This is a genomic window from Vreelandella titanicae, assembly GCF_014697095.1.
GTDB lineage: Bacteria > Pseudomonadota > Gammaproteobacteria > Pseudomonadales > Halomonadaceae > Vreelandella > Vreelandella titanicae.
The window spans coordinates 3,619,909-3,644,589 of sequence record NZ_CP059082.1 but is presented as its reverse complement, the minus strand read 5'-3'; the positions used below and the strand labels follow the sequence as shown (position 1 = coordinate 3,644,589).

Here is a 24,681-nt window from a genome sequence, read left to right as displayed (position 1 = left end):
CTCTATTGGAATTGGCTGAATATTGGCGACTGACATTTTGCGTCATAGGGTTACTCATTGTGGCCATTATAACGGCTCGAAGGTGTCTTGAGGGAGGTTGTGTCGGAAACAGTCAATCGATGTCGCTGCTGTTCAAGATGCCACTCGTTGTCTTCGCTATGGAGATAGCGTGAGGTAGTGTCGAGGCGCGTGTGTCGGGCGCTTTCGGCCAGATGGCGCAGACTAATGCCCGATTGAGCCTGATGAGTAATCGATGTGTGCCGTAACCAGTGCGGCGTTGCCAGGTTAAGCGCGGTCACATGTTCCGGTGCTCCATCGATATCTTCAAGTGCTTGTGCCGCCTGCTGAAACGTAGTGCGAATAAGCCGATAAAGTTGGTTATGGCCCAGGCCACGCTGTCCATCTAGAGCGCGAAGCACCGGTGTTTCAGCTTCAAACTGCTCAGGGTGTTCAGGCAATCCCAGCGTATGGCGCCACTGGCGCAAACAATCAAGCATATCGTCAGGCAACGGAATGCGCGCCATCTTGTTTCCCTTGCCCACCACATGCCACCACCAGCGCCCTTCGCTGCGCTGGAAATCCCCCGTACGTGCATCGGCCATCTCGCTAATGCGCGGTGCCAGCAAATAGGCAAAGCCAAAGATAAAGCGCCGTCGTGCATGTTCAAAACGGGCACGACTGCCCTCCCCAGCCTCCAGCGGGCTATTCAGCCACTCCCACAGCCACGCCCACAAATCACTTTCCAAATAGCGCTCAACACGCGGCGTTTGATTATTCAGGCGCCGCGATTTATCGCGCATCAAGCGAAACGGATTGTGGTGAACCCAGCCTGCTTCCACCAACCAGGCAAACATCCCTTGCAGTATCACCAGGCTTTGGCGTTGGCTGGCGGGTGATAAACCGCCACGAAATGGCCGCCACGACGGGTGCGCGCGGGGTTTGGAGGGCCCTACCCATTGCTCGCTTGGCTGTGGGTCGGCGAGAAAGGCTTCAAAGCGGCGCAGGTTTTCGCGGTTGATGTCGGCCAGCGTGTGCCCTTGGCTGGCGAGCCAGAGCAGCAGCCGCTCCGCTTCGCGACGGTACGCTTTCCAGGTTTGTGGGCTATCCACGTACTCTTCAAGCCATGCTGTCACTGCCTGGGCATCGTTTTGGGCGCTAATACGTCCGCCATTCGGCGAATCTTTCAATATCTGTAGTTGACCAGTGGGTGTAATAACCTCGTTCGCCATGCCCGTCGCCACTCTCTTCTTTTTAGCCGATGTTTATATTATCTGGCCTTAAGTGTGCTCCTGTAGCCCTATAAATTCAAGATAAGACGGGTAATCTTGAATTTATGCACATTATCATAAATAAAATTACGTATTACATAATACGTAATTGTTGCCTTTTATAAGACAAGTCCCGACAATGGTGGTTACAGAAGCTCTCATCAAGGAAGGATCATTTCATGGCCCGCAACGGCATTCAGTACAGCGATGTTCAACAAGCCATTGATGCCCTGTTGGCCCGGGGCGACACGCCCAGTGTGCAGCGTATTCGCGATGTGCTGGGCACCGGCAGCTTCACGACGATTAGTGATCACTTCCGCTTGTGGCGCAGTGAGCGGGAGCAAAATCGCGACGTGCCGCCGCCCAAGGGTGTGCCGGAAGTCGTGGTGACCATGGCCAGCGAGCTATGGCGCGAGGCCCAGGAGGTAGCGAATCAAGCGCTGCTCCATTATCGCGAAGATGCCAATCGCCAAGTGGCAGAGGCCCAGCAGCTCGCGGAGGACGCTAAACAGCAGGCCGCTAACGCCGAACAGCGCGAAAGCGCCCTCGCCGAGCACTTGCGTCATATGGAGCAGCGCATGGAAGCGTTAAACCGGGAATTAGCCGCCAGTCAAACCAGCGAACATCACTGGCATCAACAAGCCGAAGCATCCCAAGAAGAAGTAACTCAACTGAAGCAGGTACAGCAGCAGCTAGAGAGCCAGGCAGATGCACAGCGCGATGCGCATAGCAATGCCCTCAGCGAGCAGCAGGTAGCGTGGGAGCAGCGTTTAGCACAAGAGGAGCAGCGCCATGAGGCGGCTGAAGGAAGACTGATGGCGATGCTGGATAGCGCTCAGCAGACGCGCGCCCAGGAAGAGAAGACTTTCCAAAAACGTCTGCAGCAGTCTGAGCAGCGTATTGAGGCATTGAGTCAGGGGCTAAAGGCAAAGCAGCAGGCCCTGCACACTCTGCAGCTGGAGGCTAGCCAGCGCGAACAACAGCTTGGTGAGCAGACGCAGCAAATTACATCGCTGGAGAAGCAGCAACAAGTGTTAACCGAGCAGCTAGATGAGGCGAAGGCAGCATTAGATCGCCAAGCCCAGCAGCATGCCGAGCGCGAAGCTGCGCTACAGCAAGCGTGGCAAGAGAAGCTTTGGAGCCGCATGGAAGCGCTGCAAACACAGCTAACGGCGCTACCCGATGCGCTTTCAAAACAGGGCAGTGAGCCAGGCCAGTAATCAACCTGGAGACGTAGTAAAAAAGCCCAGCGATTCAAGCTGGGCTTTTTGAGCCTTACTATCGCTTATTCAGCGGTAGTAAGCGTTGGTGGTGTCGCTGTGATCGGTAACGTCGCGAATACCGGCAAGCTCTGGAATGCGCTCCATCAGGGTTTTCTCAACGCCATCTTTCAGGGTTAAATCAACCGCTGCACAACCCTGGCAGCCGCCGCCAAAGGCTAAGACGGCGTACTGCTGTTCGGTGAGCTCAACCAGTTTGATTTCGCCGCCGTGGGCCGCCAGCCCAGGATTGATCTCGCTGTAAAGCACGTAATTGATACGGTCTTCCAGCGGGCTATCCGCATTGACCTTGGGCATCTTGGCGTTGGGCGCTTTGATCGTCAGCTGGCCACCCATGCGGTCGGCGTTGAAATCTACCACCGCCTCTTCCAAAAACGCCAGGCTGTTTTTATCGAGAAAGACGTTGATTTTCTCGAGTTCAAGCAGCACATCGGTGGGTTCTTCTTCGCCGGGGCGGCAGTAGGCTAGACACGTTTCCGCGTAGGGTGTGCCCGGCTGGGTAATGAAAATGCGTACGGCAATACCCTCAACGTTCTGCTTTTCCAGCAGTTCTGCCAAGTATTCTTGCGCACTGTTTGTAATATCAATACCTTGGGTATCGACACTGGTTTCTTTTTCGCTAGTCGTGGTCATGAGGGCTGTCTTCCTCCCGTGGTAGTGGCGGCGCCACTTCACATGTCATTTGTGTCTATGGTAAGCAAAACAGCGCGCTGACACAATCCCGACTGTTTTAGTCGGCTATTTTAAACAGCTCTTTTTACGAGCGACTATTAATTATCTTTCCTTATCTTGCGTATAGCCTCCGTAGGGGCGCCTTTTGCCATCCCTTTTGTTATCATTATGCGCCTTATAACGACAGATGCTGCTTTTCCGACGATAACAACATCCCCTTTGACGACTGTGACGCTGGAGAACTCCCCCTGCCATGGCTGATAGTGCTTTGATCGCGACCCTCACCCAACGCCTTGCCCAACGTATCCTGATTCTGGATGGCGGCATGGGCACCATGCTGCAGAATGCCCAGTTGAGCGAGGAAGATTTTCGCGGCGAACGGTTTAGCGACTGGCCCTCGGATCTCAAAGGCAATAATGATCTGCTCGCGCTAACCTGCCCCGAAGTGGTCACGCGGATTCACCGTGACTACCTGGAAGCCGGTGCCGACATTATTGAGACCAACACCTTTAATAGCACTCAGCTGTCACAGTCTGATTACGGCATGGAATCGCTGGTGGTTGAACTCAACCGTGAATCAGCGCGCCTGGCTCGTGAGGTCTGCGACGCAGTGGCCGCTGAAACCGGCGTGCCCCGCTATGTTGCCGGTGTGTTAGGCCCCACCTCGCGCACCGCGTCGCTATCGCCGGATGTGAATGATCCCGCCAAGCGTAACGTCACCTTCGATGAGCTGCGTGAGAACTACTATGAAGCCGCTGAAGCGCTGATTGCAGGCGGTGCCGATCTGATCATGATCGAAACCATCTTCGATACGCTTAACGCCAAGGCCGCGATCTATGCCCTGGAAGAGCTGTTCGATGACCGCGGCGAGCGCTTGCCGGTAATGATCTCCGGCACCATTACCGATGCCTCGGGGCGTACGCTTTCAGGTCAAACCACCGAAGCCTTCTGGAACTCGGTACGCCATGCTCAGCCGCTGTCGGTAGGCTTGAACTGTGCCTTGGGTGCCGAGGAGCTGCGCCCCTATCTGGAAGAGCTCGCTACCAAAGCCGATACCTTTGTCTCCGCCCACCCCAATGCGGGCCTGCCCAACGAGTTTGGTGAGTACGACCAAACGCCGGAAGAGATGTCGGAGATTGTCAGCGAGTTTGCTGCCAGCGGGTTGGTGAATATTATCGGCGGCTGCTGCGGCTCAACACCCGAGCACATTCGCGCCATTGCTGATTCGGTTCGCGATATGACGCCGCGGGTAATTCCTGAGCGCAGCCGCGCCTGCCGTCTATCAGGCCTAGAGCCGTTCAACATTGAGGCTGACTCGCTGTTCGTCAACGTCGGCGAGCGCACCAATGTTACCGGCTCGGCGCGCTTTAAGCGCTTGATTGTGGAAGAGGACTTCACCACCGCCTTGGAAGTCGCCCTGGAGCAGGTCGAAAGCGGTGCTCAGGTCATCGATATCAATATGGACGAGGGCATGCTCGAGTCCAAGGAAGCCATGGAGCGCTTCCTTAACTTGATCGCCGGCGAGCCGGATATCGCCCGGGTGCCGATTATGATCGACTCCTCCAAGTGGGAGATCATCGAAGCGGGCCTGAAGTGCGTCCAGGGCAAGGCGGTGGTGAACTCCATTTCACTCAAGGAGGGCGAAGCCGCCTTCCGCGAGCAGGCCACCAAGTGCCGCCGCTTTGGTGCCGCCATTGTCGTTATGGCCTTTGATGAAGAGGGCCAGGCAGACACCTTCGCCCGCAAAACTGAAATTTGTCAGCGCGCTTACCGCCTGCTGGTAGATGAAATCGGCTTCCCCGCGGAAGACATTATCTTTGACCCCAATATCTTTGCCATCGCCACAGGTATTGAGGAGCACAACAACTACGCGGTCGACTTTATCGAAGCGACCCAGTGGATTCGCGAAAACCTGCCCCACGCGATGATTTCTGGCGGGGTGTCTAACGTCTCTTTCTCGTTCCGTGGCAACAACCCGGTGCGCGAAGCGATTCACTCGGCTTTTCTCTATCACGCCATCCGCGCAGGACTCTCCATGGGTATCGTCAACGCGGGCCAGCTCGCTGTTTACGACGACCTCCCCGCCGAGCTACGCGACGCAGTAGAGGATGTGGTGCTCAATCGCCGCAGCGACGGCACCGAGCGCTTGCTGGATATTGCCGATAAGTATAAAGGCGACGGCAGCGGTGCCGCTAAAAAAGAGGATCTTGAGTGGCGCAGCTGGCCGGTTAACAAGCGTATCGAACACGCGCTGGTTAAAGGCATTACGGTGTATATCGAGGATGACACCGAACAGGCCCGCGCCGAGGCCGAACGCCCTATTGAGGTGATCGAAGGCCCGCTGATGGACGGCATGAACGTGGTGGGCGACCTGTTTGGCGACGGCAAAATGTTTCTGCCTCAGGTGGTTAAGTCCGCGCGGGTGATGAAGCAGGCCGTCGCCTACTTGATTCCCTATATCGAAGCCGAAAAGAGCGAAGAGACCAAAGCCAAAGGCAAGATCGTCATGGCCACGGTCAAAGGCGATGTCCACGATATCGGTAAAAATATCGTCGGCGTGGTCTTGCAGTGTAATAACTATGAGGTGATTGACCTTGGCGTCATGGTGCCTGCCGACAAAATCCTTCAGGCAGCCAAGGAGCATAACGCCGATATTATCGGTCTTTCCGGGCTGATTACCCCCTCTCTGGATGAAATGGTGCACGTTGCCAAAGAGATGCAGCGCAGGGGTATGGATCTACCGCTGCTGATTGGCGGTGCCACCACGTCAAAAGCGCACACTGCCGTCAAAATCGAGCCCCAGTATGAGCACCCGGTGATTTACGTGACCGACGCCTCCCGGGCCGTTGGTGTAGCGGGAAAATTATTGACGCCTGCTTTAAAAACACCTTACGTCGCCGAAATCCGTGAAGAGTACGAGAAGGTTCGCGAACGTAACGCCAAGCGCCGCCCAAAAGCGGCAGATCTTGACTACACCCAGGCGCGCAAGCGGCGTTTTCGCACCGACTGGAGTGTCCACACCCCTGCCAAGCCCAATATGCTGGGGCTGAAAACCTTCGATGATTACGACCTGGAAGAACTGATCGAACGCATCGACTGGACGCCGTTCTTTATGAGCTGGCAGCTAGCGGGCAAGTACCCCAAAATTCTCGACGATAAGGTCGTGGGGGAAGCCGCTCGCAACCTGTTTGAAGACGCCAAGATCATGCTGCGCAAGCTGGTCGATGAGAAACGCGTTCAGGCCCGCGGTGTTATCGGCCTGTGGCCCGCCAATAGCGTGGATGATGATGTCATCGAGGTGTACGCCGATGAGTCACGTAGTGAAGTCGTCGAACGTCTCTTCCATATCCGTCAACAGACCACCAAAGGCCGTGACGGTATCTGCTACAGTCTGGCCGATTTTATTGCCCCCAAAGAGAGTGGCAAAGCCGACTGGATTGGCGGCTTTGCGGTCACCACAGGGCACGGTGTCGATGAGCTCACCAAAGCTTATGAGGCGGCAGGCGACGACTACAATGCGATTATGGTGCAGGCGTTGACGGATCGCCTTGCGGAGGCCTTTGCCGAGCGCATGCATGAACGGGTACGCAAAGAGTTTTGGGGCTATGTACCGGAAGAAACGCTGGACAACGATGCCCTGATCGCTGAGAAGTATCAGGGCATCCGCCCTGCCCCCGGCTACCCTGCCTGCCCGGATCATACCGAAAAAGCCACGCTATTCCGGTTGCTCGATGCCACCGAAAATACCGGTTTGGCGTTGACCGAGAACTTCGCCATGTGGCCTGCGGCAGCGGTTTCCGGCTGGTACTTTGCCCATCCCCAGTCGAAATACTTCTCCACTGGTAAGATTACCCGGGATCAGGTCGAGGCCATTGCCGAGCGTAAACAGATGCCCCTTGAGGAGATGGAGCGCTGGCTCTCACCAGTACTCTCCTACGACCCGAGCTAATTAATGCTGTTTGTCCCCGGTCGCCATGGCAAGGTCATGCGCTTAGCTTTTCCGATCATGTTGGGCATGCTCTCCCAGAGCATGCTTAACTTGATCGATGCCGTCCTGGTGGGGCATTTAGGTGAGGTAGCGCTTGCGGGTGTTGGCGTGGGCGGTTACGCCATGTTTATGCTCAGTGCTCTTGTGTTTGGCCTCTCCTCCAGCGTGCAGTCACAAACCGCCCAGCGCGAGGGGGCTGCCCACGCGGATATTGCCCATCCGCTTAACTCGGGGCTGGTGATTGGGCTTGTGGTTGGCCTGCCGCTATCCGTCTGGGCTTGGTGGCAAGCACCGCTGCTGATTGGTTTGATTAGCCAAGCCGATGATGTTCAAAGCGTCGCCGTTGACTATTTTCGTTGGCGGGTGGTGTCACTAATGGCCATTGCGCTAACGCTCTGCTTTCGTGGCTACTGGAACGGTCGCCAGCAAACGCATCTCTACTTGCGTATCATCGTGGCGGTTCACTTGATTAATGTGGTGGCCAGTGCGGGGTTGATCTATGGATTCGCCGGGCTACCCAAAATGGGCGCGAGCGGTGCGGGTGCTGGCACAACACTATCGCTGTTTATTGGCTTGATTGTTTGGTGTTGGGTGAGCATAAAAAGCCCATTTACCCAACATTTTTTGACACGCATGCCTTGTTTAGCCACCCTGCGCACGACCCTGGTACTTGCCGCTCCTCACTCTTTGCAGCAGTTTTTATTTGCAGCGGGTTATGCGGTACTCATTTGGTTACTTAGCCAGCTAGGCACGGCCAGTGTCGCGGTTGGCCATGTGTTGATTAATCTTTCACTGCTGCTAATTTTGCCGGGGGTGGGGATTGGCGTTGCGGCGATGAGCTTAGTGGGTGAGGCATTAGGCCGAGATGCTCAGCACGAAGCCCACCGCTGGGGTCTGGATGCGCTGCGGGTCGCATGGCTACTGCTACTTGTGCTGGCGCTGCCGATGTTAGTGATACCCGAACAGGTACTTGGGATATTTTTCAGCAGTAGCGAGCTAGTAGCGCTGGGTAAACTCCCGTTGCAGATAACCGGCGTGATGATTGTGCTGGATGCCGCAGCTTTAGTGCTCGCCCAGGCCTTAATGGGCGCGGGCGCTCAACGCACGGTGATGATGTTGACCCTGGGGATGCAGTGGCTACTTTTTTTACCCCTGGCCTGGTGGGTCGGGATTGGTTTAGACCAGGGCTTATTAGGTATCTGGCTTATGCAACTGCTCTACCGGTTGATAAACTCAGTCGGCTTTTTATGGGTATGGCAACGACGCCGCTGGCTGGCCCCTGCTTTCTAACCGTCTGCCTGACCCGTAATTGGTGTTCTAAATAGCTTTTAGAGATAAAAAGATAATTATATATTCTTTTGAAGAATATGACGCCCGCGTTAAGGTGGCGCTACATTAACGTCCGTCTCAACGTGACCATTTCGCTTTTTAGCAGGATCGTGCCACATGTACCGTTATGATATTCACGACCAAACCCTGGTTGACGAGCGTGTCGCTCAGTTCCGCGACCAAATGGAACGCTACCGCGCCGGGCGTTTGGGAGAAGAGGAGTTTCGCCCTTTACGGTTGCAGAACGGCCTCTATATTCAACGCCATGCGCCTATGCTGCGTATTGCGATTCCTTACGGCATGCTGGCGGGTAGCCAGCTGCGTGCCCTGGCTGAGATCACCCGCCGCTATGACCGCGGCTACGGCCACTTTACCACCCGGCAAAATTTACAGCTCAACTGGCCTGCCCTTGAAGACGTGCCGGATATTTTGGCAGATCTCGCCAAAGTACAAATGCACGCGATTCAAACCAGTGGTAACTGCATTCGTAACACCACCAGCGACCAGTTTGCCGGCATCGCTAACGATGAAGTGGAAGATCCACGCCCCTGGTGCGAATTAATCCGCCAGTGGTCGACTCTGCACCCGGAATTCGCCTATCTGCCGCGTAAGTTTAAAATCGCGGTCAGCGGTGCTGCTCAAGACCGTGCGGCGATTCAAGTACACGATATTGGCCTGCGCCTATGGCACAACGCCGACGGCGAGCTGCGTGTTAAAGTGCTAGCCGGTGGCGGCCTTGGCCGTACTCCAATGATTGCAGACGTGGTACGTGAAGATCTGCCCTGGCAGCATCTGCTCACCTACCTGGAAGCCTGTGTACGGGTATACAACCAGTTTGGTCGCCGGGATAACAAGTTCAAGGCGCGGATTAAAATCCTGGTAAAAGCCCTGGGCATTGAGGAATTCCGTCGCCGGGTCGAGGAAGAGTGGGTGCATTTGAAAGACGGCCCGCAAACGCTTAACCAAGCAGCCGTCGATGCAGCCAAAGTTCACTTTCCCGAGCCTGATCGTCGCCCGGTTGCAGAGAGCGCTAACGAAGATTTTGACCGCTTGCGCGCTGAAAACCGCAGCTTCGCGCGCTTTGTCACCAACAACGTGACCGACCACAAAGTGCCCGGCTATAAGGCCGTAACGCTGTCACTGAAACGCCGCGAGCACGCGCCTGGGGATGTCACCGCTGACCAAATGGAAGCGGTCGCAGATTTAGCCGATCGCTACAGCTTTGGTGAAGTGCGTGTTACCCACGAACAGAACCTGGTGCTTTCTGACGTACCGGTCGATGAACTGGAAGCGCTGTGGGAAGAGCTTGAAGCGTTGGGTATGGCGAACCCCACCGTGGGCACGCTCAACGACATTATCTGCTGCCCTGGAGGCGACTACTGCAGCTTGGCTAATGCGGTCTCCATTCCCATTGCCCAGGCGCTGCAGGAACGTTTTGAAGACCTCGACTTCTTGTATGACCTTGGCCCGCTGGATCTGAATATCTCCGGCTGCATGAATGCTTGTGGCCACCACCACGTGGGTCATATCGGCATCCTGGGCGTGGATAAAAAAGGCGAAGAGTTCTATCAGATATCGATTGGCGGCAACTCCACCGACGATGCCTCGCTTGGTAAGATTTTAGGCCCGTCCTTTTTCCGCTCAGACGTGCCGGATGTGGTCGAAAAAGTATTGGAAGTCTATGTGTCACAGCGCCATGAGGACGAACGCTTCTTGGATACTTACCGCCGTATTGGCTTAAAACCCTTTAAGGAGCGTGTCTATGCCTAATAGCCCTGCGCCTAATAAACCTGATGAGACGCAAGCTGAAGCGGTTGAACAGACACCGGTTCATGTCGATCACTTAATTTTCAATGGCGAGCTTGCGGCGGAAAACGCTTGGTGTGTTTCCTACGATGTAGATACCCTTCCCGAGCAGCGCCCGGCGTTTGTGCCGCTGGCATTGTGGCAGGCCAATCAGGACGACGCTGAGCTGGCACCGCTACTCACCAGCGATACCGAGCTTAATGTTGAGTTAGGCCAACAGCTGAGTAGTGCTAGCGCAATCGCAGTTGATTTCCCTGCGTTTACGGATGGCCGGGGTTACACCATCGCCCGCCTGCTACGCGAGCGGTACGGCTATAGTGGCGAAGTGCGCGCGGTGGGTGATGTTCTGGTGGATCAGTTGGAGTATATGCGCCGCTGTGGTTTTACTGCCATGGCGCTGCGCGACGACCAGCATCCCGAGGATGCCCTGCGCGCGCTAAGCTTTATCAGCGTTCGCTACCAACCCGATGTTGAAGAGCGTCAGGCGCTGTTTGAGCGCCGTTTAGCCGATAATAAGTAGACGCAGAGCGTGAATGTTATAAACCCAAAAGGGCAGCTTAGGCTGCCCTTTTTATTTGTGACTGGCTCTATTATTAAACTGTTACCCTCGCCGCTTCTGCTGGCGCTCGCGGTTATTGGCTTTGGCGCGATCGCTTTTACGTAGCATTACCCAGGTCGCGCCCAACCCTCCTTCCGAAGCCTGTGCGGAGACGTATGCCTGCACTTCCTCAAACTGGCAGAGCCACTTGGCCAGGTATGAGCGCAGTACGTTGGCGGGGCTATCGATCTCTCGCCCGCGGCCATGTACGATCATAACGGAGCGTAAATCGTGGGCGTAGGCTTCTTGAATAAAGGGAAACAGCATACGGCGGCACTCTGTTAATGGACGCCGAAGCAAGTGGAGCTGCGACTGAACGCTATAGCCCCCGTGCTTTAATTTATCGACTACGCCCTGCTGAATGCCCTCGCGGCGATACTCCATGGGATCAAAGGGGGGCAGCAGATCGACAAAGTCGTCGGACAGAAAATTGCGCGCCCCCATTTCTTCCTCTGCCCACTCCCGCCGAGCCAACTGGGATTCAGAGGGGCTTTTGCGATTAGCACCTGGGTCAGCACGATTTCTCGGTGGCAGCGGTTTCACATCCCCTACGAGAGCACGAAAATCCAGATCATCACGAAGCGGCTGATTCATTGCAGGCTCCTACGGCAGGTTCTAATGAACACCCATTTTACATGCAGACTTTACCAGCATAGCCTAGCAAACCTGGGTAGTTTGCTTAAGCAGATTCAAACAGTCGATAACATAGAACTTGTCATCCTCTGTCTGTAGCGACAAGCTAAGCATCCGTTTTTTATCGCCCCATTCACATTCTTATCCTACATTGCGAGGCACCCTGGTGTGATTAAAATGGTTTGGCTAAAACGCCTTTTGATTTTAAGCGGTGTGGGGCTGCTTAGCTTAGCCGGGTGGCTCTGGTTAACCATGCTGAGCCCATGGTTTTATGACCGACCTGACGACCTTCCTACTATCGAACAGCGCACCCATCAGGTCTTTGTGTATGGCACGCTACGCTATGCCCCCGTTCGCTTAGTGGTCATGGGAAGTTTTGGTGCACCTAAAGATGCGGTTTTAGAGGGTTATCAACGTAACGGCCTTGACCTTTCACCCCAGCCAGGGAGCAACGTTGAGGGGCTACTGTTACGAGTAGATGCCGACGAGCTGTCTCGTCTTGATCGCTACGAACGACTGGGGATTCGTTACGAGCGCAGGACAATAACCCTCGACGATGGTACCCGGGCCTGGGTCTACCTGCGTTTACCTGAGCAACAAAATACGTTTGTACAGCACGCGGACTTCCCGTTCGCTCTGATACCATAGACACCATGCTGTGCCCTATTTTGCAAAACCCTCATGCAAAGCCCTATTGCCAGGACAACTTTTATGAACCCATTCAGGAATAGTGATGAGTGAAATGACACCGTACGTTTTGGTTCTGTACTACTCGCGCACTGGCGCGACCGCCACCATGGCACAGCAAATTGCGGCTGGTGTAGAAAGCGTGCCGGGTATTCAAGCGCGTTTACGCACAGTGGCGCCGGTTTCAACGACCTGTGAAGCCGTTGAGCCAGAAATACCTGCAGAGGGCGCTGTTTACGTTGAGCTAGACGACCTGCGCAACTGCAGTGCGTTAGCACTGGGTAGCCCCACCCGGTTTGGCAACATGGCCGCTCCGCTTAAGTATTTTATCGACTCCACCAGCAGTCTGTGGATGAACGGTGCCTTGATCGACAAACCTGCCAGTGCCTTCACTTCGACTTCCAGCCTGCACGGTGGGCAAGAGAGCACCCTGCTCACAATGCTGGTGCCGCTACTGCATCATGGCATGGTCTACGCAGGGGTTCCTTACAGCGAAACCACCTTGCTGGAAACGCGTACTGGTGGCACGCCCTATGGTGCAAGCCACTTAGCAGGAACGCGCAGTGACCGCTCTGTTGATGAGCACGAACGCGCGCTGTGTGTTGCCCAGGGCAAACGACTGGCACGACTCGCTCTAGCGCTGCACGCCATGCGTCAGGAGGCATTATGAGGCAGTGGCTGGAGGATGTAGAAGCACGCCATGGGCTTGATAAACTGACCCTTCGAAGCCGACAGGTGGTATTAGCCAGCTTTGCCATACTGCTGCTACTGGTTGTTTACCGTGGACTTGTACTTCAAGGCGACGAATTTAATTGGCGCCCTGTGGTCGCGTTCGTGCTTCCCCTGGTGCTGTTTTTACCCTCCATCATTGGTAAACGCGCACGCGGGCACGCATGGCTCGCTTTTGTCAGCCTGCTTTACTTCACCCAAGGCGTGATGTTAATAACCCTGCCTGGGCAAGGTCTGCGCGGAATCCTAGAGGCGGTTGTCGCGCTGGTGCTTTTTGCTGGCTGCATGGGCTATGCACGCTTTCGCAGTCGACAGTTGCGTCAACAGAAAACGAGGCAATAAAAACAAGTGCTTTAAAACCACAGCCATAGGACGACGCCAGCAGCAATAAATAAACTGCCGATGGCACGTAAACGCAGCGTGGCAGCATTATACGGTTCGTTACGCGCATCGACTGGCTGCTGGCGAAAGCGCTTGGTACCTACCAGCATTGCTGCTACTAGCGGTTCACCTAGCAGCCGATGTGCGATCAAGCCAGCCAGGTGCAGACCGATTAGAATGATGAGTAGATCACTATTGAGTTGATGCAGGGTTCTAAGCTGGCCACCTACCCCATCGCCAAATACGCCATAGAGCGGCGCCTGAAAAAAGATATCGTCACTTAAAAACAGGCCGCTCACTGCTTGGAAACTAAGCGAAAGCAGCATCAGCAGTACCATCCACCCGCCTAGCGGATTATGGCTGGCATAAGCGCCGGGCCGACGCTTTAGCAGCAATTGGGAATAAGCAACTGTTTCAACGGGTGGATATAAAAACGTTTTAAATCTCGCATACACGCTCCCCAGTAGGCCCCACAGCCATCGGAAAACGAGTAATCCGATTATGAGGTAGCCCGCTTGGGCATGCACTTCAATTGGAAATAGGAAAGGCGCTCCGCTAGTCTTGGTGGTATAAAATGAAATCAACACCGCCGCCACTAACCCCCAGTGAAACAGGCGAAGCCAGCCATCCCATACCTCAATCGCTACCTTGTCGCGCATAACATGTCCTCTCTCAGCAGTGATGAGCCCCCAGTGGTGAGATAGCTTCGCATTAATTGAGTCTTTCTCATAGAATGCGAGACAGTTAGCCGCAATCGTCAGTCGTAACGGTTAGTCGCAACACCGCCGAAAATATAAGCAGTGAGTCAACGCATTAAACATCCATTGATGTCGGTCACTTGAGCTTTAAAGACAGACCGGCGAACATGGATGAAACTCCAGGGAGAAGTATTCGATGACACGTAACATAGCCGATATCAGGCGTGATTATGAAGGCGGCAGGCTTGATGAGTCCCAGACACCCGACGATCCATTCGTGCTATTCGATGAGTGGTTTAGCCTTGCCCTGGAAAAAGAGGGCAAAGATGGCAACGCCATGACACTAGCCACCGTAGATAGCCAAGGCCGCCCTCACGCTCGGGTGGTCCTGTTAAAGGGATTTGATGAGCGCGGCATGGTTTTTTACACCAATTACCATAGTCATAAGGGGAGCGAGCTGAGCAATGTGCCCTTCGCGGCCATGACCTTCTGGTGGCCTTCGCTTTCACGACAGGTACGTATTGAAGGGCCTGTTGAGCAGGTTTCAGCCGATGAGTCTGATGAGTACTTTGCCAGCCGACCACGGGGTAGCCAATTGGGCGCATGGATTGCGACTCAAAGTGTGGTGATTCCCGACCGCAACTGGATCGAAGAGCGCCAAAAGCGCTTTGAGCAAGCCTATGATGGCCAGGATATTCCCCGCCCGATCCACTGGGGTGGCTATCGTGTCACGCCGGAAATGATCGAGTTTTGGCAGGGTCAGCCTAGCCGCCTCCATGACCGCCTACGCTTTGAGCGTCGTGACGGCGGTGAATGGGGCCGTTTCCGCATGGCGCCATAACGTCAGCAACAAGTTCACAATTTAGGCCTGCGTTTTATACGCAGGTCTTATCGTTTTTAAAGCTTTTCAAATGCCTAATCTGGTAGGCTCTCAAGGCGGTGCCGCTGCCATTCACTTTCGGGTTCGTTGAGGCGTAACACCGCATCAATCACCTGCTCTTCCATGTTATAGCGGCATTTAAAGCCTAAGTGCTTCATCAGCGCCCGCATCGGATGGTTGTCGACCATAATTTTGCCGATCATTTCCAGGGTGCCAATATTAGTGCAGTAATCGATCATCTTCTTCATCAACAGGCTACCAATGCCCAGACCTTGAAGGTCATCGCGAATAATGACCGAAAACTCGGTACGAATATTGTCCGGATCGTTCCATACCCGCACCACCCCTAGCATCTCTTTGCTGCCCTCATCGCCTAAATATTCCGCGATAAACGCCATCTGACGGTCGTAATTGATATGCGACAGGATCGACAAGTCACGCTGGGTCAGGTTGGACTTATTGTGGAAATAGCGGAAACGGATGCTCTCTTCCGAGAGCTGGCGATGGAAGGTGGTAATTAAGTGGGCATCTTCGGCACGAATGGGCCTCACCTCGACCTGCCAGCCGTTTTTCAACGTCACCCATTCACGTAGTTCTTCGGGGTACGGCATAATCGCAAAGCGCGATGGCGTACCGAGATCCATGGCAAAATCGACGGCGACCATACCGTCACGATTCAGCAGCAGTGGATTCACCTCTAAACCCCGCAGGTCGCTCAGATCGGAGGCCATTTGCGATAGCTTGACCAGCATTTGGCATAAGTGCTGAATGTCACGCTCTGGGTCGGCGGAGTGTTCACGAATTAATGAGGCGGCGTGGGTTCTCCCTACTACATCGGCAGCCAGGCTCATATTGAGCGGCGGCAGCGCGACCTGGCGGTCAGCCAGCACGTTGACCTTATAACCACCGATGCCAAAGACGATAAGTGGGCCGAACACCGGATCACGGGTAATGCCCGCGCAAATCTGCATCGAGTGCTTGCCACGCTGCATGGGCTGTAAACAGTACTCGCGGATCGCATACTCGGGAAATTTTTCAGCGACTTTTTCACCTAGCTGGCGAACGCCTTCCGCTACCTGTTCGGGTGTGTCCAAGTCCTGTAGCAAGCCTGCTGAAATTTTATGCGGGTGCTTGCGGTAGCGATAAGGACGACAATTGCCTTCATGAACCACTTTCAGCGCCTTGGTGCCAGGTATCTCTGCAGCGCGAGCAAGCGCCTCATCGGGGTTGGCCAAATACACGCTGGGTGCCGTGGGGATACCGTAGGCCTCGAGCACTTGGGCGGTTTCAGAGTGGGTCAAGGTTTGCCTGCCCTGCTCTTTTGCCTGCTTAATCAGTGTACGGCACTGGGCGCGTATTTCTGGACTGGTGGAAAATGGCAGGCTGGGTGGGATCTCTTGCAACAGCGCTTGAACGCGCTGATAAATCACCATATGCATAAACGCCTTAACGGCCTTTTCGGGTGAAATATAAGTCGGAATCCCGGCTAAATTACAGATGTGGCGCGCATTAAGCGCCTCTTTTAAGCCCATCCAACTGGTGAGCAGGTTGCGGCGAAATTTCTTGCGGTTATCGATCAGCGCCTGGGCAGTCACCAGCGATGGCGCCATCCGGGTGGGTGCATGCACCACCAATACAGCATCCACGTTGGCGTCAGCAGCGACAATCTCCAGCGCTTGGACAAACCGCTCGGGCGAGGCGTTGCCGCCCAGATCCACCGGGTTCTCGCCCGGCTTGCTCATATCGACCTCGCTACGGTGCAGCGCTGCCTGGGTTTCGTCGCTAAATTCAGCCAATTTACCGCCCGCGCTAATCAGCTTATCGATCGCCAGCATGGCGGGCCCTAAACCGTTAGAGACAATGGCCAGACGATCGCCCTTCAGGGGTTTCATGCGCGACAGGGTTTCCAGCGCATCAAGCAGCTCATCGGAATCATTTACCCGCACCACCCCTGCCCGAGCAAAAGCGGCATCAAACACCACGTCACGGTTAGCAATCCCAGGCGTGGGTGACATGCCGGATATATCCGATTCTGGGGTGCGGCCGCTTTTTATTGCCAGTACCAGACGATTACGTGATGCATCACGCACGGCGGTCATAAAGTGCTGGGCGTCGCTGATTCGCTCAAGGTGCAGCATAATGGCCTGAGCGGGCGAGAATTGATTAACATAATCGATCAGGTCTGGCAATAGCACATCGACACTGTCGCCAACGGTTATCAAGTGCGAAAAGCCCACATCACGCCCGGCGGCCCAATCAATCATCGCATTGGCCAGCATGCCGGACTGACCCAGGTAAGCGACGCGGCCCGCTTTCACCGGCTGACTGGCGTAAGAGGCGTTAAGCTTTTTGCCCGGTACAATTAGCCCCATGCACTCGGGGCCGAGTACACGAATACCCGAGACGCGTGCCGCACTCAACATTCGTTCGCGAATGGAACCCTGATTGCCTTTATCTCGATCCAGGTAAGCCCCGCCAGAGAGCACCAGGGCCGCTTTGACACCGTATTGCCCAAGCTTTTTAATCAGGCTGGGCACACCTTCAATCGGCGAGCAGACCACGGCTAAGTCGGGCACTTCGGGTAGCTCGCTTACGCGGCTGACGCACGGCACACCGAAGACTTGGGAGTAGCCTTTTAGATTGACTGCCCAGAGCGGCCCTTTAAAGCCACCCTCCTGAATATTTCTCAGCACTAGACCGCCCAACGACGCGGGTTTTTCAGAGGCGCCAAACACCGCTAGTGTGCGAGGTTCGAAAAAATGGTGTAAAAAGCGCGTACTCAAAATGCGTCTCCCCTGACATGAATCGCGGCTGTACGACTTATTGACACTGTCGCCCAGGCCCTGAAGGCGATTAAGGTGGCATCAATGATAATGGAGCGTTGGAATGATTACCGCCTACCTTACCCACCCAGACTGCTTATTGCACCACATGGGGCCGGAGCATCCTGAAAGCCCTCAGCGTCTGGAGGCTATTCGCGCTCGCCTATCGCTTGTTGGGTTATTACAGCAAACCATGCAGGCCGATGCCAAGGCAGCCTGCGAGGAGTCTCTTGCCAGAGTACACCCCTTGCGCCATTTGCGCTCCCTAGAGAAGTGCTTGCCCACCGAAGGCATCGTTACGCTAGATAGCGATACCATGATGAATCCTGACAGCTTACAAGCCGCACGGGTTGCAGCGGGAGCGGTTATTCGTGGGGTAGATCAGGTATTTAAGCGTCAGGCGGATAACGTCTTTTGTGCGGTTAGACCACCAGGCCACCATGCGGAAGCCAGCGACGCGATGGGATTCTGTTTTTACAATAATATCGCCGTGGGGGCGGCCCATGCGCGAGCCAAATATGGTGCCAAGCGTATCGCTATACTGGATTTTGATGTTCACCAGTGTAATGGCACCATCGATATCTTTAAAAATGATCCTGAGATACTGATCTGCACCAGTTTCCAGTATCCGTTTTACCCCTGGCGTTATTTGCGCAGCGAGTGGCAAAACGTTGTGAATACCCCGCTTGAAGTGGGCACCGATGGTCCAGAGTTTCGGCGCATCATCGAAAACCACTGGCTACCTGCCCTGCACGCCTTTAAACCTGACTTGGTGATGCTCTCCGCGGGTTTCGACGCTCACCGTGATGACCCCATGGGGGATATCTGTTTAGAGGATGAAGACTTCTACTGGATTACCCATCTAGCCATGGAGATCGCCACCCTGTATGCCGATAATCGCATTGTATCGGTGCTTGAAGGCGGCTATAACCCGAAGTCGCTGGCAAGTGGCGTTGAGGCACATCTAAAAGCGCTGTTGGGGCTGCCGTTTGCTGAAGTGCCCTAAGCAAGCGTCAGCGCTCTTGCTTCTGCCAGCCGTTCTTAGCCGCTTCTTTGCTGTGATATGATGTTCGTTTACGCGCGCCTATAGACACGCACCGTTAGACAACGCAGCCAATGTGACGACCTATGACCGCTACGACTGAAGAGCATGCCGCGCTGCGTATTGCATCGGGAAGCAAACCCTTTGTTGAGCCGTTGCGTTTAGGCGAGCGGCTCAAACAAATTCGTCTCGCTAATCAGTGGACGTTGGAAGAGGTTAGCCAGCGCACTGGGCTGGCCCGCTCAACGCTGTCTAAAATTGAGAACGATCAAGTCTCCCCCACCTTTAGCGTGGTGCAAAAACTCACTACCGGGCTCAACATCGACTTGCCTCAATTGCTCACGCCCCCCAAGCGGGAACGTTATACCATGGGGCGGCGCGATCTAACTCGTAAAGGCAAAGGGCAACTGCACCCCACGCCCACGTACGAGCACGAATTATTGGGCCATCAACTCGCCCAAAAACGTATGATTCCCTTCAAAACCATCGTACGTGCACGCAGCTTTGACGAGTATCACCAGTGGGTACGCCATGATGGCGAAGAGTTTTTGATGGTGCTGCATGGCGATATTATGCTCTACACCGAATTTTACGCCCCGTTAGTGCTAGCTGAGGGCGACAGCATCTATTTTGATAGTGATATGGGCCATGCACTGGTATCCACCAGTCCAGACGATGCCGTTGTTTTGTCGGTCTGTACGCGCGGTGATGTGGCTTAAGCTGTTCGAAAACCAGCGAGCCATTCACACGGGTTATAGGCAGTTGGTAGGCTTCGGCAAACCGGCCAGGCGGGCAATTCGCTTTGCCGGGCTGCCGGGGAAAAGCTGCATCAGGTAAATAGAACGCCCTTTCTCTTCACCCAGTGCGTTTTTGGTTGCTTTCACAAGCGGTCGCATCGCCGGAGCCATTTCGTAACGCTGATAAAATGCTCGCACGACTTTGATAACTTCCCAGTGTTCAGCGGTAAGTGTTAAACCCTCTTCTTCAGCCATTAAATGAGCGACAGATTCGTCCCACTCTGACTGGTTAACGAGATATCCTTCTGGGTCTAGCGGATATTTTTTTTGCGAATCAAGATAACGGTATATTTTCGTGTCAGACATCTTAGTACCAGGTAACTGTCTTTTCATACTGCTCGGTGAGCGCCACAAAGCCATCCATCTCTAGTGTGGGCAGCTCATTATCCGTGGCAATGCTGGCAAGCCCGCGGCTTATAAGGTCTTCCGATAGAAGGAATATGCGCGACTGACACTGCTGCCATGCCTGCCAGGAGGGATCAAGGGCAGCTGTTACCGCTTCTTCGATCAGCAGCACGGCATCCTGCCCCCCTATCGCTTGCTGCATTTGAGTAGCGACAATGCTATCAGGCGCTTTGGTGAGGATGTGTAAGATCATAATTCTCTCACTAGGCCTAAAAGTTAAGTATCTGGGTGTGCTGCTGTAACAGCCCTGGTATTTCCTGATCCGCTATCAGGGTGATGCCCTCTACCAGTGAATCGGCGGATAGATGCATCCCTTGCAGCGCTTCTTCGGTCACCCAAAGCTTGTCAATATCATACATTTCCAACATATCAATGGTGGGCAGCGTGGCTTTTTGCCCCGGCGCACCACTGCCCTGTTCTTTCAGCAGTGCCATTATACCCTGCCCCATAAACAGCAAATGCACGGGTTGTCCAAAGGCCGCCGCCACCAGTGCGGCATCTAACCCTTCACGTAACCAGTTTGAGCTGTGGGGCGCGTGGCGAATTATCACTAATAGCGCATCAGGTGTCGCCATTGGCTCTCCTTCAAGCAAAGGTAATCAGGCGATCAGCGCGTTGCTGTAGCTCAAGCAGTTGCCCTAGCCCTGTCAACTCGAAAGGAGGTGCTACATTAAAGGCCTGCTTGCCATGTCGCTGTGCTTCCGATTCACTCATCAATCCTCGCCGCAACGCAGCGGCAATACAGACATCTAACTGAATCGCATGCTGCTGATGCAGCTCAATCCAGGCTTCTCTGAGGTTGAGTTCATCCTGGGGAGGAGCCATCAGCGATGATGCATTATGAACGCCGTCGTGATAGAAAAAAACACCGGCAATCTGATGCCCTCGCGCTAGAACGGCATGGGCAAAACGCAATGCAGAGTGCGGTGCTGGGCTGCTATACGGCGCCCCCATCACCAATAAGCCGTACTGCATCATGATAATACCTGGTAACGGTTACCCTAAAAAAAGACAGGCCCTAGCAATAGGGCCTGTCATATCGTCTATCGTTTGCTTAGATCAATCGCTGCTCATAATACCCAAAATCGACAACAGGCTAACAAACAGGTTGTAGATGGATACGTAGAGCGTCACCGTAGCGAGAATGTAGTTCGTTTCACCAGCGCGATGAATGATCTCACTGGTTTGATACAGAATGGCTGCTGAAGCAAACAGCACAAAGCCAGCTGACACCATCAATGAAAGCGCCGGGATGTTAAAGAAGAACCCAGCCACCATGGCCAGAATCAACACGATGGCGCCCGCCATCAAGAAGTTGCTCAAAAAGCTAAAGTCTTTCTTGGTGGTTAGCGCTACCGCGGAAAGACCAACAAACGTCAGACCGGTCATGGCCAACGCGTTCATAATCAACGCACCGCCATTAGGCAGAGTCAGATAGGCAGAAAGAATCGGCCCAAGCGTGAACCCCATAAAGCCGGTAAAGGCGAACGTTGCCAATAAGCCGGCCGCAGAATTTGCGGTTTTATGTACCAGGAACATTAAGCCGTAGGCACCAATGAAGAACACGAAGATGTTCATCTGTTGGATGCCGAGGGCTACAGCAGCACCCGCGGTGACTGCTGAGAACAGCAGCGTCATTGCCAGTAGCGCGTAGGTGTTACGCAATACCTTGTTAGTGCTAACACTATTGGCAACGCCACTCGACTGAGGACGTGCCGTACGTAAATCGTTGTAAGCCATGTGTTCATGCTCCCTAATGGTATTTCCAACAACTGACAAGCATGCCGTTACCGAGTTCCAGACGCAAGCCTTTGTCTGTCTCGAGAACACCCCTTCACCAATGGTGATTCAACGTTGAAACCGCTTTGTAAACGTTGTCTATGCTGGTTAAGCACTTCGTTTGGACACCAAAATGATGAAAAAATTCTACTTACTGATCGTTTAAACCGCCCCTTTGGCGACGCCCAGCGCCGCCAAAGGGTTGCTAGCAAGGCTAGGTTATAGCTTCACCGGCTTCAAAAACCGGATCGAGGGTAACCACAGCTTAGCTTTGCACCTCTTCTTCGTCTTCTTTTTCATCTTTATGTGGTGTAACGGAGGTTACCGCCGTTTGACGCGCATCTTGAGGAGAATTATAGATACGAGCATCAATCACGTGCAGTACCGCCAATTGCGCAAACAATACCGCAAAACAGACGATCAAACCTTTTAACATGGCGGCATATCCAGAGATGGTGGGACTAACATCCGCATATTAGCCGATCACTAGCCAAACACAATCTATTTTGTACGCCTGAAAATCCTCTGTTTGAAAGCGTTGAATAGCGCGCAAAGCAGCTGTTCAGAACACGCCGCGGCTACTCCTTAACGGATACTTTGCGCAGATCCTCAACCATTACCCCCTCGGGTAAATCTGATTCCTCCGCGGGCAGCCATACGGGAGAGAGAGCGCTATCTTCCCGGCCATCTTCATACTGATGACCGGGAATGCGGTAAACGATCTGACTATGGTGGTGATCCCATGCAAATACACGATCCATATGCTTATCCTAAAAAATAAAACTTCAGCTATGACATTCAGGTTAAGCACGATGTTCCCTCGCATTACATCGACACATGCAACGCCTATAAGGTTAAATGTCGAATGGATTATTTGCTGACAAGGAGTCATCAATGAAAGCACTCATCGCCCTTTGCCAGGTTACCTTTATACTTGCAGGCTGCAGTTCAGGCCCCACTTCATCAAGAACCGCAGACTGTCGCCAACTGGCAGAGAAGGCTGGCGACACCATGGTCTACGGTGACGGCATACGCGGCACCCAAGTGAATAAGGCAGGATTTTAATACCACATTATTTTCACGTTGATTTTGCTGGATTAATGTCAGGTGATGGCTTGAAAGAACCTCATGGCGGTAAAGACCCACAAGAGGCCCTGCGTGCCAGGCTAACGAAAAGCTTACAAGAACGCAGGGCCTCGGCCCATCGCCGTAGAATCGGCGCCCGAGCGACTCGTCAACAGTTTTTAGAGGCGACTCGCAACGTTGGGGTCATTGTGGTCGCTACTTGCTTCACTGCTGGCTGGGTAGTCACTAACCCCAACCTGAATACCGATAACGTTTGGCTCGGTGTGGGGCTAGGTATAATCTTGATCTTTGTAGGGTCTTTCGGCTATGGTTACGTTGAGCGTGATAAAACCTCAGATGAGGATGATAAGCCATGAATGAACTTATCCTTGCTGGCATGTTGATGAGCCTAGCGGTCGTGTCAGGTGGCATGGTATGGAGCCAGCACCGAGAACACCACGGTAAAAAATCGCTAACCGATAGCGCATTTTCCTGGATTGCCAAACACTTTGCTTAATAAATCCAGTTAGCAAATATGAAAGGGTCGCGAATAGCGGCCCTTTTGTTTATTACGAGTACGCTAGCAGGCGCGTATTGTTTCGCTTCAACAGCTCATTTTTATTTTAAAGGTGATGATAGGGCCAGCGACAGCGAAGGAACCGGGCCACTCTTTTATCATCACTCAATTCTCATGCCGAAAACTGGGCTGACACACCATCACCGTAAGAGACCACCATGCCTGTTATTCAGCGACTGCTCCGCGTTCTTAAAGCCTCTACGCTACAAATTTCGTGGACATTTTTGCTTCTTATTGTGCTCGCCCATATGGGCACCACCTGGATGCTTTTCTCACTGGTCGGCGAATCGGTGGCCGACTCCGCTACCAACTGGGTTTATTTTTATGTCGTTGTTTCTAGCACCGTAGGTTTCGGGGATTTCAGCCCGACAACCGTGGCCGGGAAGTGGATCGCTACGATCTATCTCATTCCAGGCGGCATTTCACTGTTCGCTGCCTTGATCGGGAAAGCCACCGTCACACTTTCAAATTTTTGGAGATTACAGATGCAAGGTAAAGGCGATTTCAGCCACTTATCCGATCACACCCTTGTCATTGGCTGGCACGGCGAAACTACCGAGCGCATTTTGGACATTCTTAAAGCCGATAAGGGCCTGCCGGATGAAGTCGTGCTCTGTGTTACCAAAGAGATGAGTAACCCACGCCCTGCGGATTTAAAGTTTATTAAAGGGGAAAGTTTCTCCAATGCCGAGCTTCTCAAGCGAGCGGGTGTCGAAAGCGCCAGCCGCATCATCATTTACGACACCAGCGATGACCGGGTGGCCACCGTAGCGCTAAGTGCCTACAGCCTTAAAGCAAAAAACGCTCATATCGTTGCCCACTGCGCCAATCCCGACACCGCAGCGATGTTACGGCGCACTTTGCCCGGCATCGAATGCACCCAGGCCTTAGCGTTGGAAATGCTGGTACGCTCAGCCTCTGATGCGGGAATTTCGCGAGTCGTTAACGAACTACTCGCGGTTGATCGTGGCGCTACCCAGTACCAAACCAGGTTAAGCCAACCGCCTGCCGGCGCCACCTTTGGCGATCTATTTATGCAAGCAAAAAAGGTTTATAACGCCACCGTACTGGGGCTAGCCAATAGCAGTGGCGACGGCGAAGGTAATATGCTCAATCCCGCCAACGACCGCCCACTCAAAGATGGTGACATACTCTACTACATGGCTGATAGACGCCTTTCTCAGCAGCAACTGAGCGAGCTCCTCAGCGTGGAAATTTGCTTATGATAGTTCTGATCCACCGCTT

The 24,681-nt window shown here is 53.9% G+C and carries 27 protein-coding genes; 15 read left to right on the top strand and 12 right to left on the bottom strand.

Features of this window, described 5'->3' with window-relative positions:
- Nucleotides 1-50: 50 nt before the first annotated feature.
- Nucleotides 51-1,229, bottom strand: coding sequence for a tyrosine-type recombinase/integrase (locus HZS52_RS16840; protein ID WP_223827948.1), 1,179 nt, complete (start codon nt 1,227-1,229; stop codon nt 51-53).
- A gap of 218 nt (nt 1,230-1,447) precedes the next feature.
- Between HZS52_RS16840 and HZS52_RS16835 the strand changes: the two genes are divergently transcribed.
- On the top strand, nt 1,448-2,488 hold the full coding sequence (locus tag HZS52_RS16835; protein ID WP_190373203.1) for a DNA-binding protein: 1,041 nt from the start codon (nt 1,448-1,450) through the stop codon (nt 2,486-2,488).
- Between the two features lie 69 nt (nt 2,489-2,557).
- Here the strand turns inward: HZS52_RS16835 and nfuA are convergent, their stop codons facing one another.
- Nucleotides 2,558-3,181 (bottom strand): Fe-S biogenesis protein NfuA, encoded by a 624-nt coding sequence (nfuA, locus tag HZS52_RS16830; protein WP_027959432.1) that lies wholly within the window; start codon nt 3,179-3,181, stop codon nt 2,558-2,560.
- 292 nt (nt 3,182-3,473) lie between these two features.
- On the opposite strand from nfuA, the gene metH reads away from it, so the two are divergent.
- The 4 genes from metH to HZS52_RS16810 all read left to right on the top strand — a co-directional run bounded on the left by metH (nt 3,474) and on the right by HZS52_RS16810 (nt 10,863).
- Nucleotides 3,474-7,169, top strand: coding sequence for a methionine synthase (gene metH / locus HZS52_RS16825; protein ID WP_138801052.1), 3,696 nt, complete (start codon nt 3,474-3,476; stop codon nt 7,167-7,169).
- 3 nt (nt 7,170-7,172) lie between these two features.
- Nucleotides 7,173-8,498: an MATE family efflux transporter gene (locus HZS52_RS16820; RefSeq protein WP_022523461.1), complete on the top strand. Its 1,326-nt coding sequence runs from the start codon at nt 7,173-7,175 to the stop codon at nt 8,496-8,498.
- A 156-nt stretch (nt 8,499-8,654) separates the two neighbouring features.
- Nucleotides 8,655-10,307, top strand: coding sequence for a nitrite/sulfite reductase (locus HZS52_RS16815; protein ID WP_022523460.1), 1,653 nt, complete (start codon nt 8,655-8,657; stop codon nt 10,305-10,307).
- Nucleotides 10,300-10,863 (top strand): DUF934 domain-containing protein, encoded by a 564-nt coding sequence (locus tag HZS52_RS16810; RefSeq protein WP_190373202.1) that lies wholly within the window; start codon nt 10,300-10,302, stop codon nt 10,861-10,863. Before HZS52_RS16815 ends, HZS52_RS16810 begins: the two co-directional genes overlap by 8 nt.
- Nucleotides 10,864-10,944: 81 nt before the next feature.
- On the opposite strand, the gene smrA is transcribed toward HZS52_RS16810, so the two are convergent.
- The gene (smrA, locus tag HZS52_RS16805; RefSeq protein ID WP_138801599.1) at nt 10,945-11,535 is read right to left on the bottom strand and encodes a DNA endonuclease SmrA; all 591 of its coding nucleotides are present in this window, start codon (nt 11,533-11,535) and stop codon (nt 10,945-10,947) included.
- A gap of 216 nt (nt 11,536-11,751) precedes the next feature.
- Between smrA and HZS52_RS16800 the strand changes: the two genes are divergently transcribed.
- The 3 genes from HZS52_RS16800 (at nt 11,752) to HZS52_RS16790 (ending at nt 13,332) form a co-directional block, all read left to right on the top strand.
- Entirely contained in the window at nt 11,752-12,222 is a 471-nt protein-coding gene (locus HZS52_RS16800; RefSeq protein WP_035537470.1) for a gamma-glutamylcyclotransferase family protein, read from the top strand.
- A gap of 85 nt (nt 12,223-12,307) precedes the next feature.
- On the top strand, nt 12,308-12,931 hold the full coding sequence (wrbA, locus tag HZS52_RS16795) for an NAD(P)H:quinone oxidoreductase (RefSeq protein WP_027959437.1): 624 nt from the start codon (nt 12,308-12,310) through the stop codon (nt 12,929-12,931).
- Nucleotides 12,928-13,332 (top strand): DUF2069 domain-containing protein, encoded by a 405-nt coding sequence (locus HZS52_RS16790; RefSeq protein WP_027959438.1) that lies wholly within the window; start codon nt 12,928-12,930, stop codon nt 13,330-13,332. Before wrbA ends, HZS52_RS16790 begins: the two co-directional genes overlap by 4 nt.
- An 11-nt stretch (nt 13,333-13,343) precedes the next feature.
- On the opposite strand, the gene HZS52_RS16785 is transcribed toward HZS52_RS16790, so the two are convergent.
- A complete protein-coding gene (locus tag HZS52_RS16785; protein WP_027959439.1) occupies nt 13,344-14,030 on the bottom strand; it encodes a cytochrome b/b6 domain-containing protein in 687 nt (228 codons plus the stop codon).
- A gap of 235 nt (nt 14,031-14,265) precedes the next feature.
- On the opposite strand from HZS52_RS16785, the gene pdxH reads away from it, so the two are divergent.
- Nucleotides 14,266-14,910 (top strand): pyridoxamine 5'-phosphate oxidase, encoded by a 645-nt coding sequence (gene pdxH, locus HZS52_RS16780; RefSeq protein WP_009287866.1) that lies wholly within the window; start codon nt 14,266-14,268, stop codon nt 14,908-14,910.
- A 74-nt stretch (nt 14,911-14,984) separates the two neighbouring features.
- Here pdxH and HZS52_RS16775 read toward each other — a convergent pair whose 3' ends face one another.
- Nucleotides 14,985-17,732: a bifunctional acetate--CoA ligase family protein/GNAT family N-acetyltransferase gene (locus tag HZS52_RS16775; RefSeq protein ID WP_138801601.1), complete on the bottom strand. Its 2,748-nt coding sequence runs from the start codon at nt 17,730-17,732 to the stop codon at nt 14,985-14,987.
- Between the two features lie 103 nt (nt 17,733-17,835).
- Here HZS52_RS16775 and HZS52_RS16770 point away from each other — a divergent pair, with 103 nt between their 5' ends.
- On the top strand, nt 17,836-18,777 hold the full coding sequence (locus HZS52_RS16770) for a histone deacetylase family protein (protein ID WP_190373201.1): 942 nt from the start codon (nt 17,836-17,838) through the stop codon (nt 18,775-18,777).
- Nucleotides 18,778-18,899: 122 nt separating this feature from the next.
- Nucleotides 18,900-19,532 (top strand): helix-turn-helix domain-containing protein, encoded by a 633-nt coding sequence (locus HZS52_RS16765; protein ID WP_009287864.1) that lies wholly within the window; start codon nt 18,900-18,902, stop codon nt 19,530-19,532.
- Nucleotides 19,533-19,565: 33 nt separating this feature from the next.
- Here the strand turns inward: HZS52_RS16765 and HZS52_RS16760 are convergent, their stop codons facing one another.
- The 7 genes from HZS52_RS16760 to HZS52_RS16730 form a co-directional block, all read right to left on the bottom strand.
- Nucleotides 19,566-19,916, bottom strand: coding sequence for a TusE/DsrC/DsvC family sulfur relay protein (locus tag HZS52_RS16760; RefSeq protein WP_022523451.1), 351 nt, complete (start codon nt 19,914-19,916; stop codon nt 19,566-19,568).
- 1 nt (nt 19,917) lies between these two features.
- Nucleotides 19,918-20,208 carry a sulfurtransferase complex subunit TusB gene (gene tusB / locus HZS52_RS16755; RefSeq protein ID WP_041159476.1) on the bottom strand — a complete coding sequence of 97 codons (291 nt, stop codon included), beginning with the start codon at nt 20,206-20,208 and terminating at the stop codon, nt 19,918-19,920.
- Nucleotides 20,209-20,224: 16 nt separating this feature from the next.
- Complete coding sequence (gene tusC, locus HZS52_RS16750; protein ID WP_041159477.1) at nt 20,225-20,590, bottom strand: sulfurtransferase complex subunit TusC; 366 nt, start codon at nt 20,588-20,590, stop codon at nt 20,225-20,227.
- 10 nt (nt 20,591-20,600) lie between these two features.
- The gene (gene tusD, locus HZS52_RS16745; protein ID WP_027959443.1) at nt 20,601-20,990 is read right to left on the bottom strand and encodes a sulfurtransferase complex subunit TusD; all 390 of its coding nucleotides are present in this window, start codon (nt 20,988-20,990) and stop codon (nt 20,601-20,603) included.
- Between the two features lie 84 nt (nt 20,991-21,074).
- Nucleotides 21,075-21,755, bottom strand: a complete 681-nt coding sequence (locus tag HZS52_RS16740; RefSeq protein WP_027959444.1) for a Bax inhibitor-1/YccA family protein — start codon at nt 21,753-21,755, stop codon at nt 21,075-21,077.
- 304 nt (nt 21,756-22,059) lie between these two features.
- A complete protein-coding gene (locus HZS52_RS16735; protein ID WP_022523446.1) occupies nt 22,060-22,230 on the bottom strand; it encodes a hypothetical protein in 171 nt (56 codons plus the stop codon).
- 142 nt (nt 22,231-22,372) lie between these two features.
- Nucleotides 22,373-22,555 (bottom strand): hypothetical protein, encoded by a 183-nt coding sequence (locus HZS52_RS16730; protein ID WP_027959445.1) that lies wholly within the window; start codon nt 22,553-22,555, stop codon nt 22,373-22,375.
- A gap of 133 nt (nt 22,556-22,688) precedes the next feature.
- Here HZS52_RS16730 and HZS52_RS16725 point away from each other — a divergent pair, with 133 nt between their 5' ends.
- The 4 genes from HZS52_RS16725 (at nt 22,689) to HZS52_RS16710 (ending at nt 24,662) form a co-directional block, all read left to right on the top strand.
- Nucleotides 22,689-22,859 carry a hypothetical protein gene (locus HZS52_RS16725; RefSeq protein WP_155705848.1) on the top strand — a complete coding sequence of 57 codons (171 nt, stop codon included), beginning with the start codon at nt 22,689-22,691 and terminating at the stop codon, nt 22,857-22,859.
- 50 nt (nt 22,860-22,909) lie between these two features.
- Entirely contained in the window at nt 22,910-23,236 is a 327-nt protein-coding gene (locus tag HZS52_RS16720) for a hypothetical protein (RefSeq protein ID WP_159176799.1), read from the top strand.
- Nucleotides 23,233-23,376, top strand: coding sequence for a hypothetical protein (locus HZS52_RS16715; protein WP_159176800.1), 144 nt, complete (start codon nt 23,233-23,235; stop codon nt 23,374-23,376). Before HZS52_RS16720 ends, HZS52_RS16715 begins: the two co-directional genes overlap by 4 nt.
- 218 nt (nt 23,377-23,594) lie before the next feature.
- Nucleotides 23,595-24,662: an ion channel gene (locus HZS52_RS16710; RefSeq protein WP_159176801.1), complete on the top strand. Its 1,068-nt coding sequence runs from the start codon at nt 23,595-23,597 to the stop codon at nt 24,660-24,662.
- The last annotated feature ends 19 nt before the right edge of the window (nt 24,663-24,681 follow it).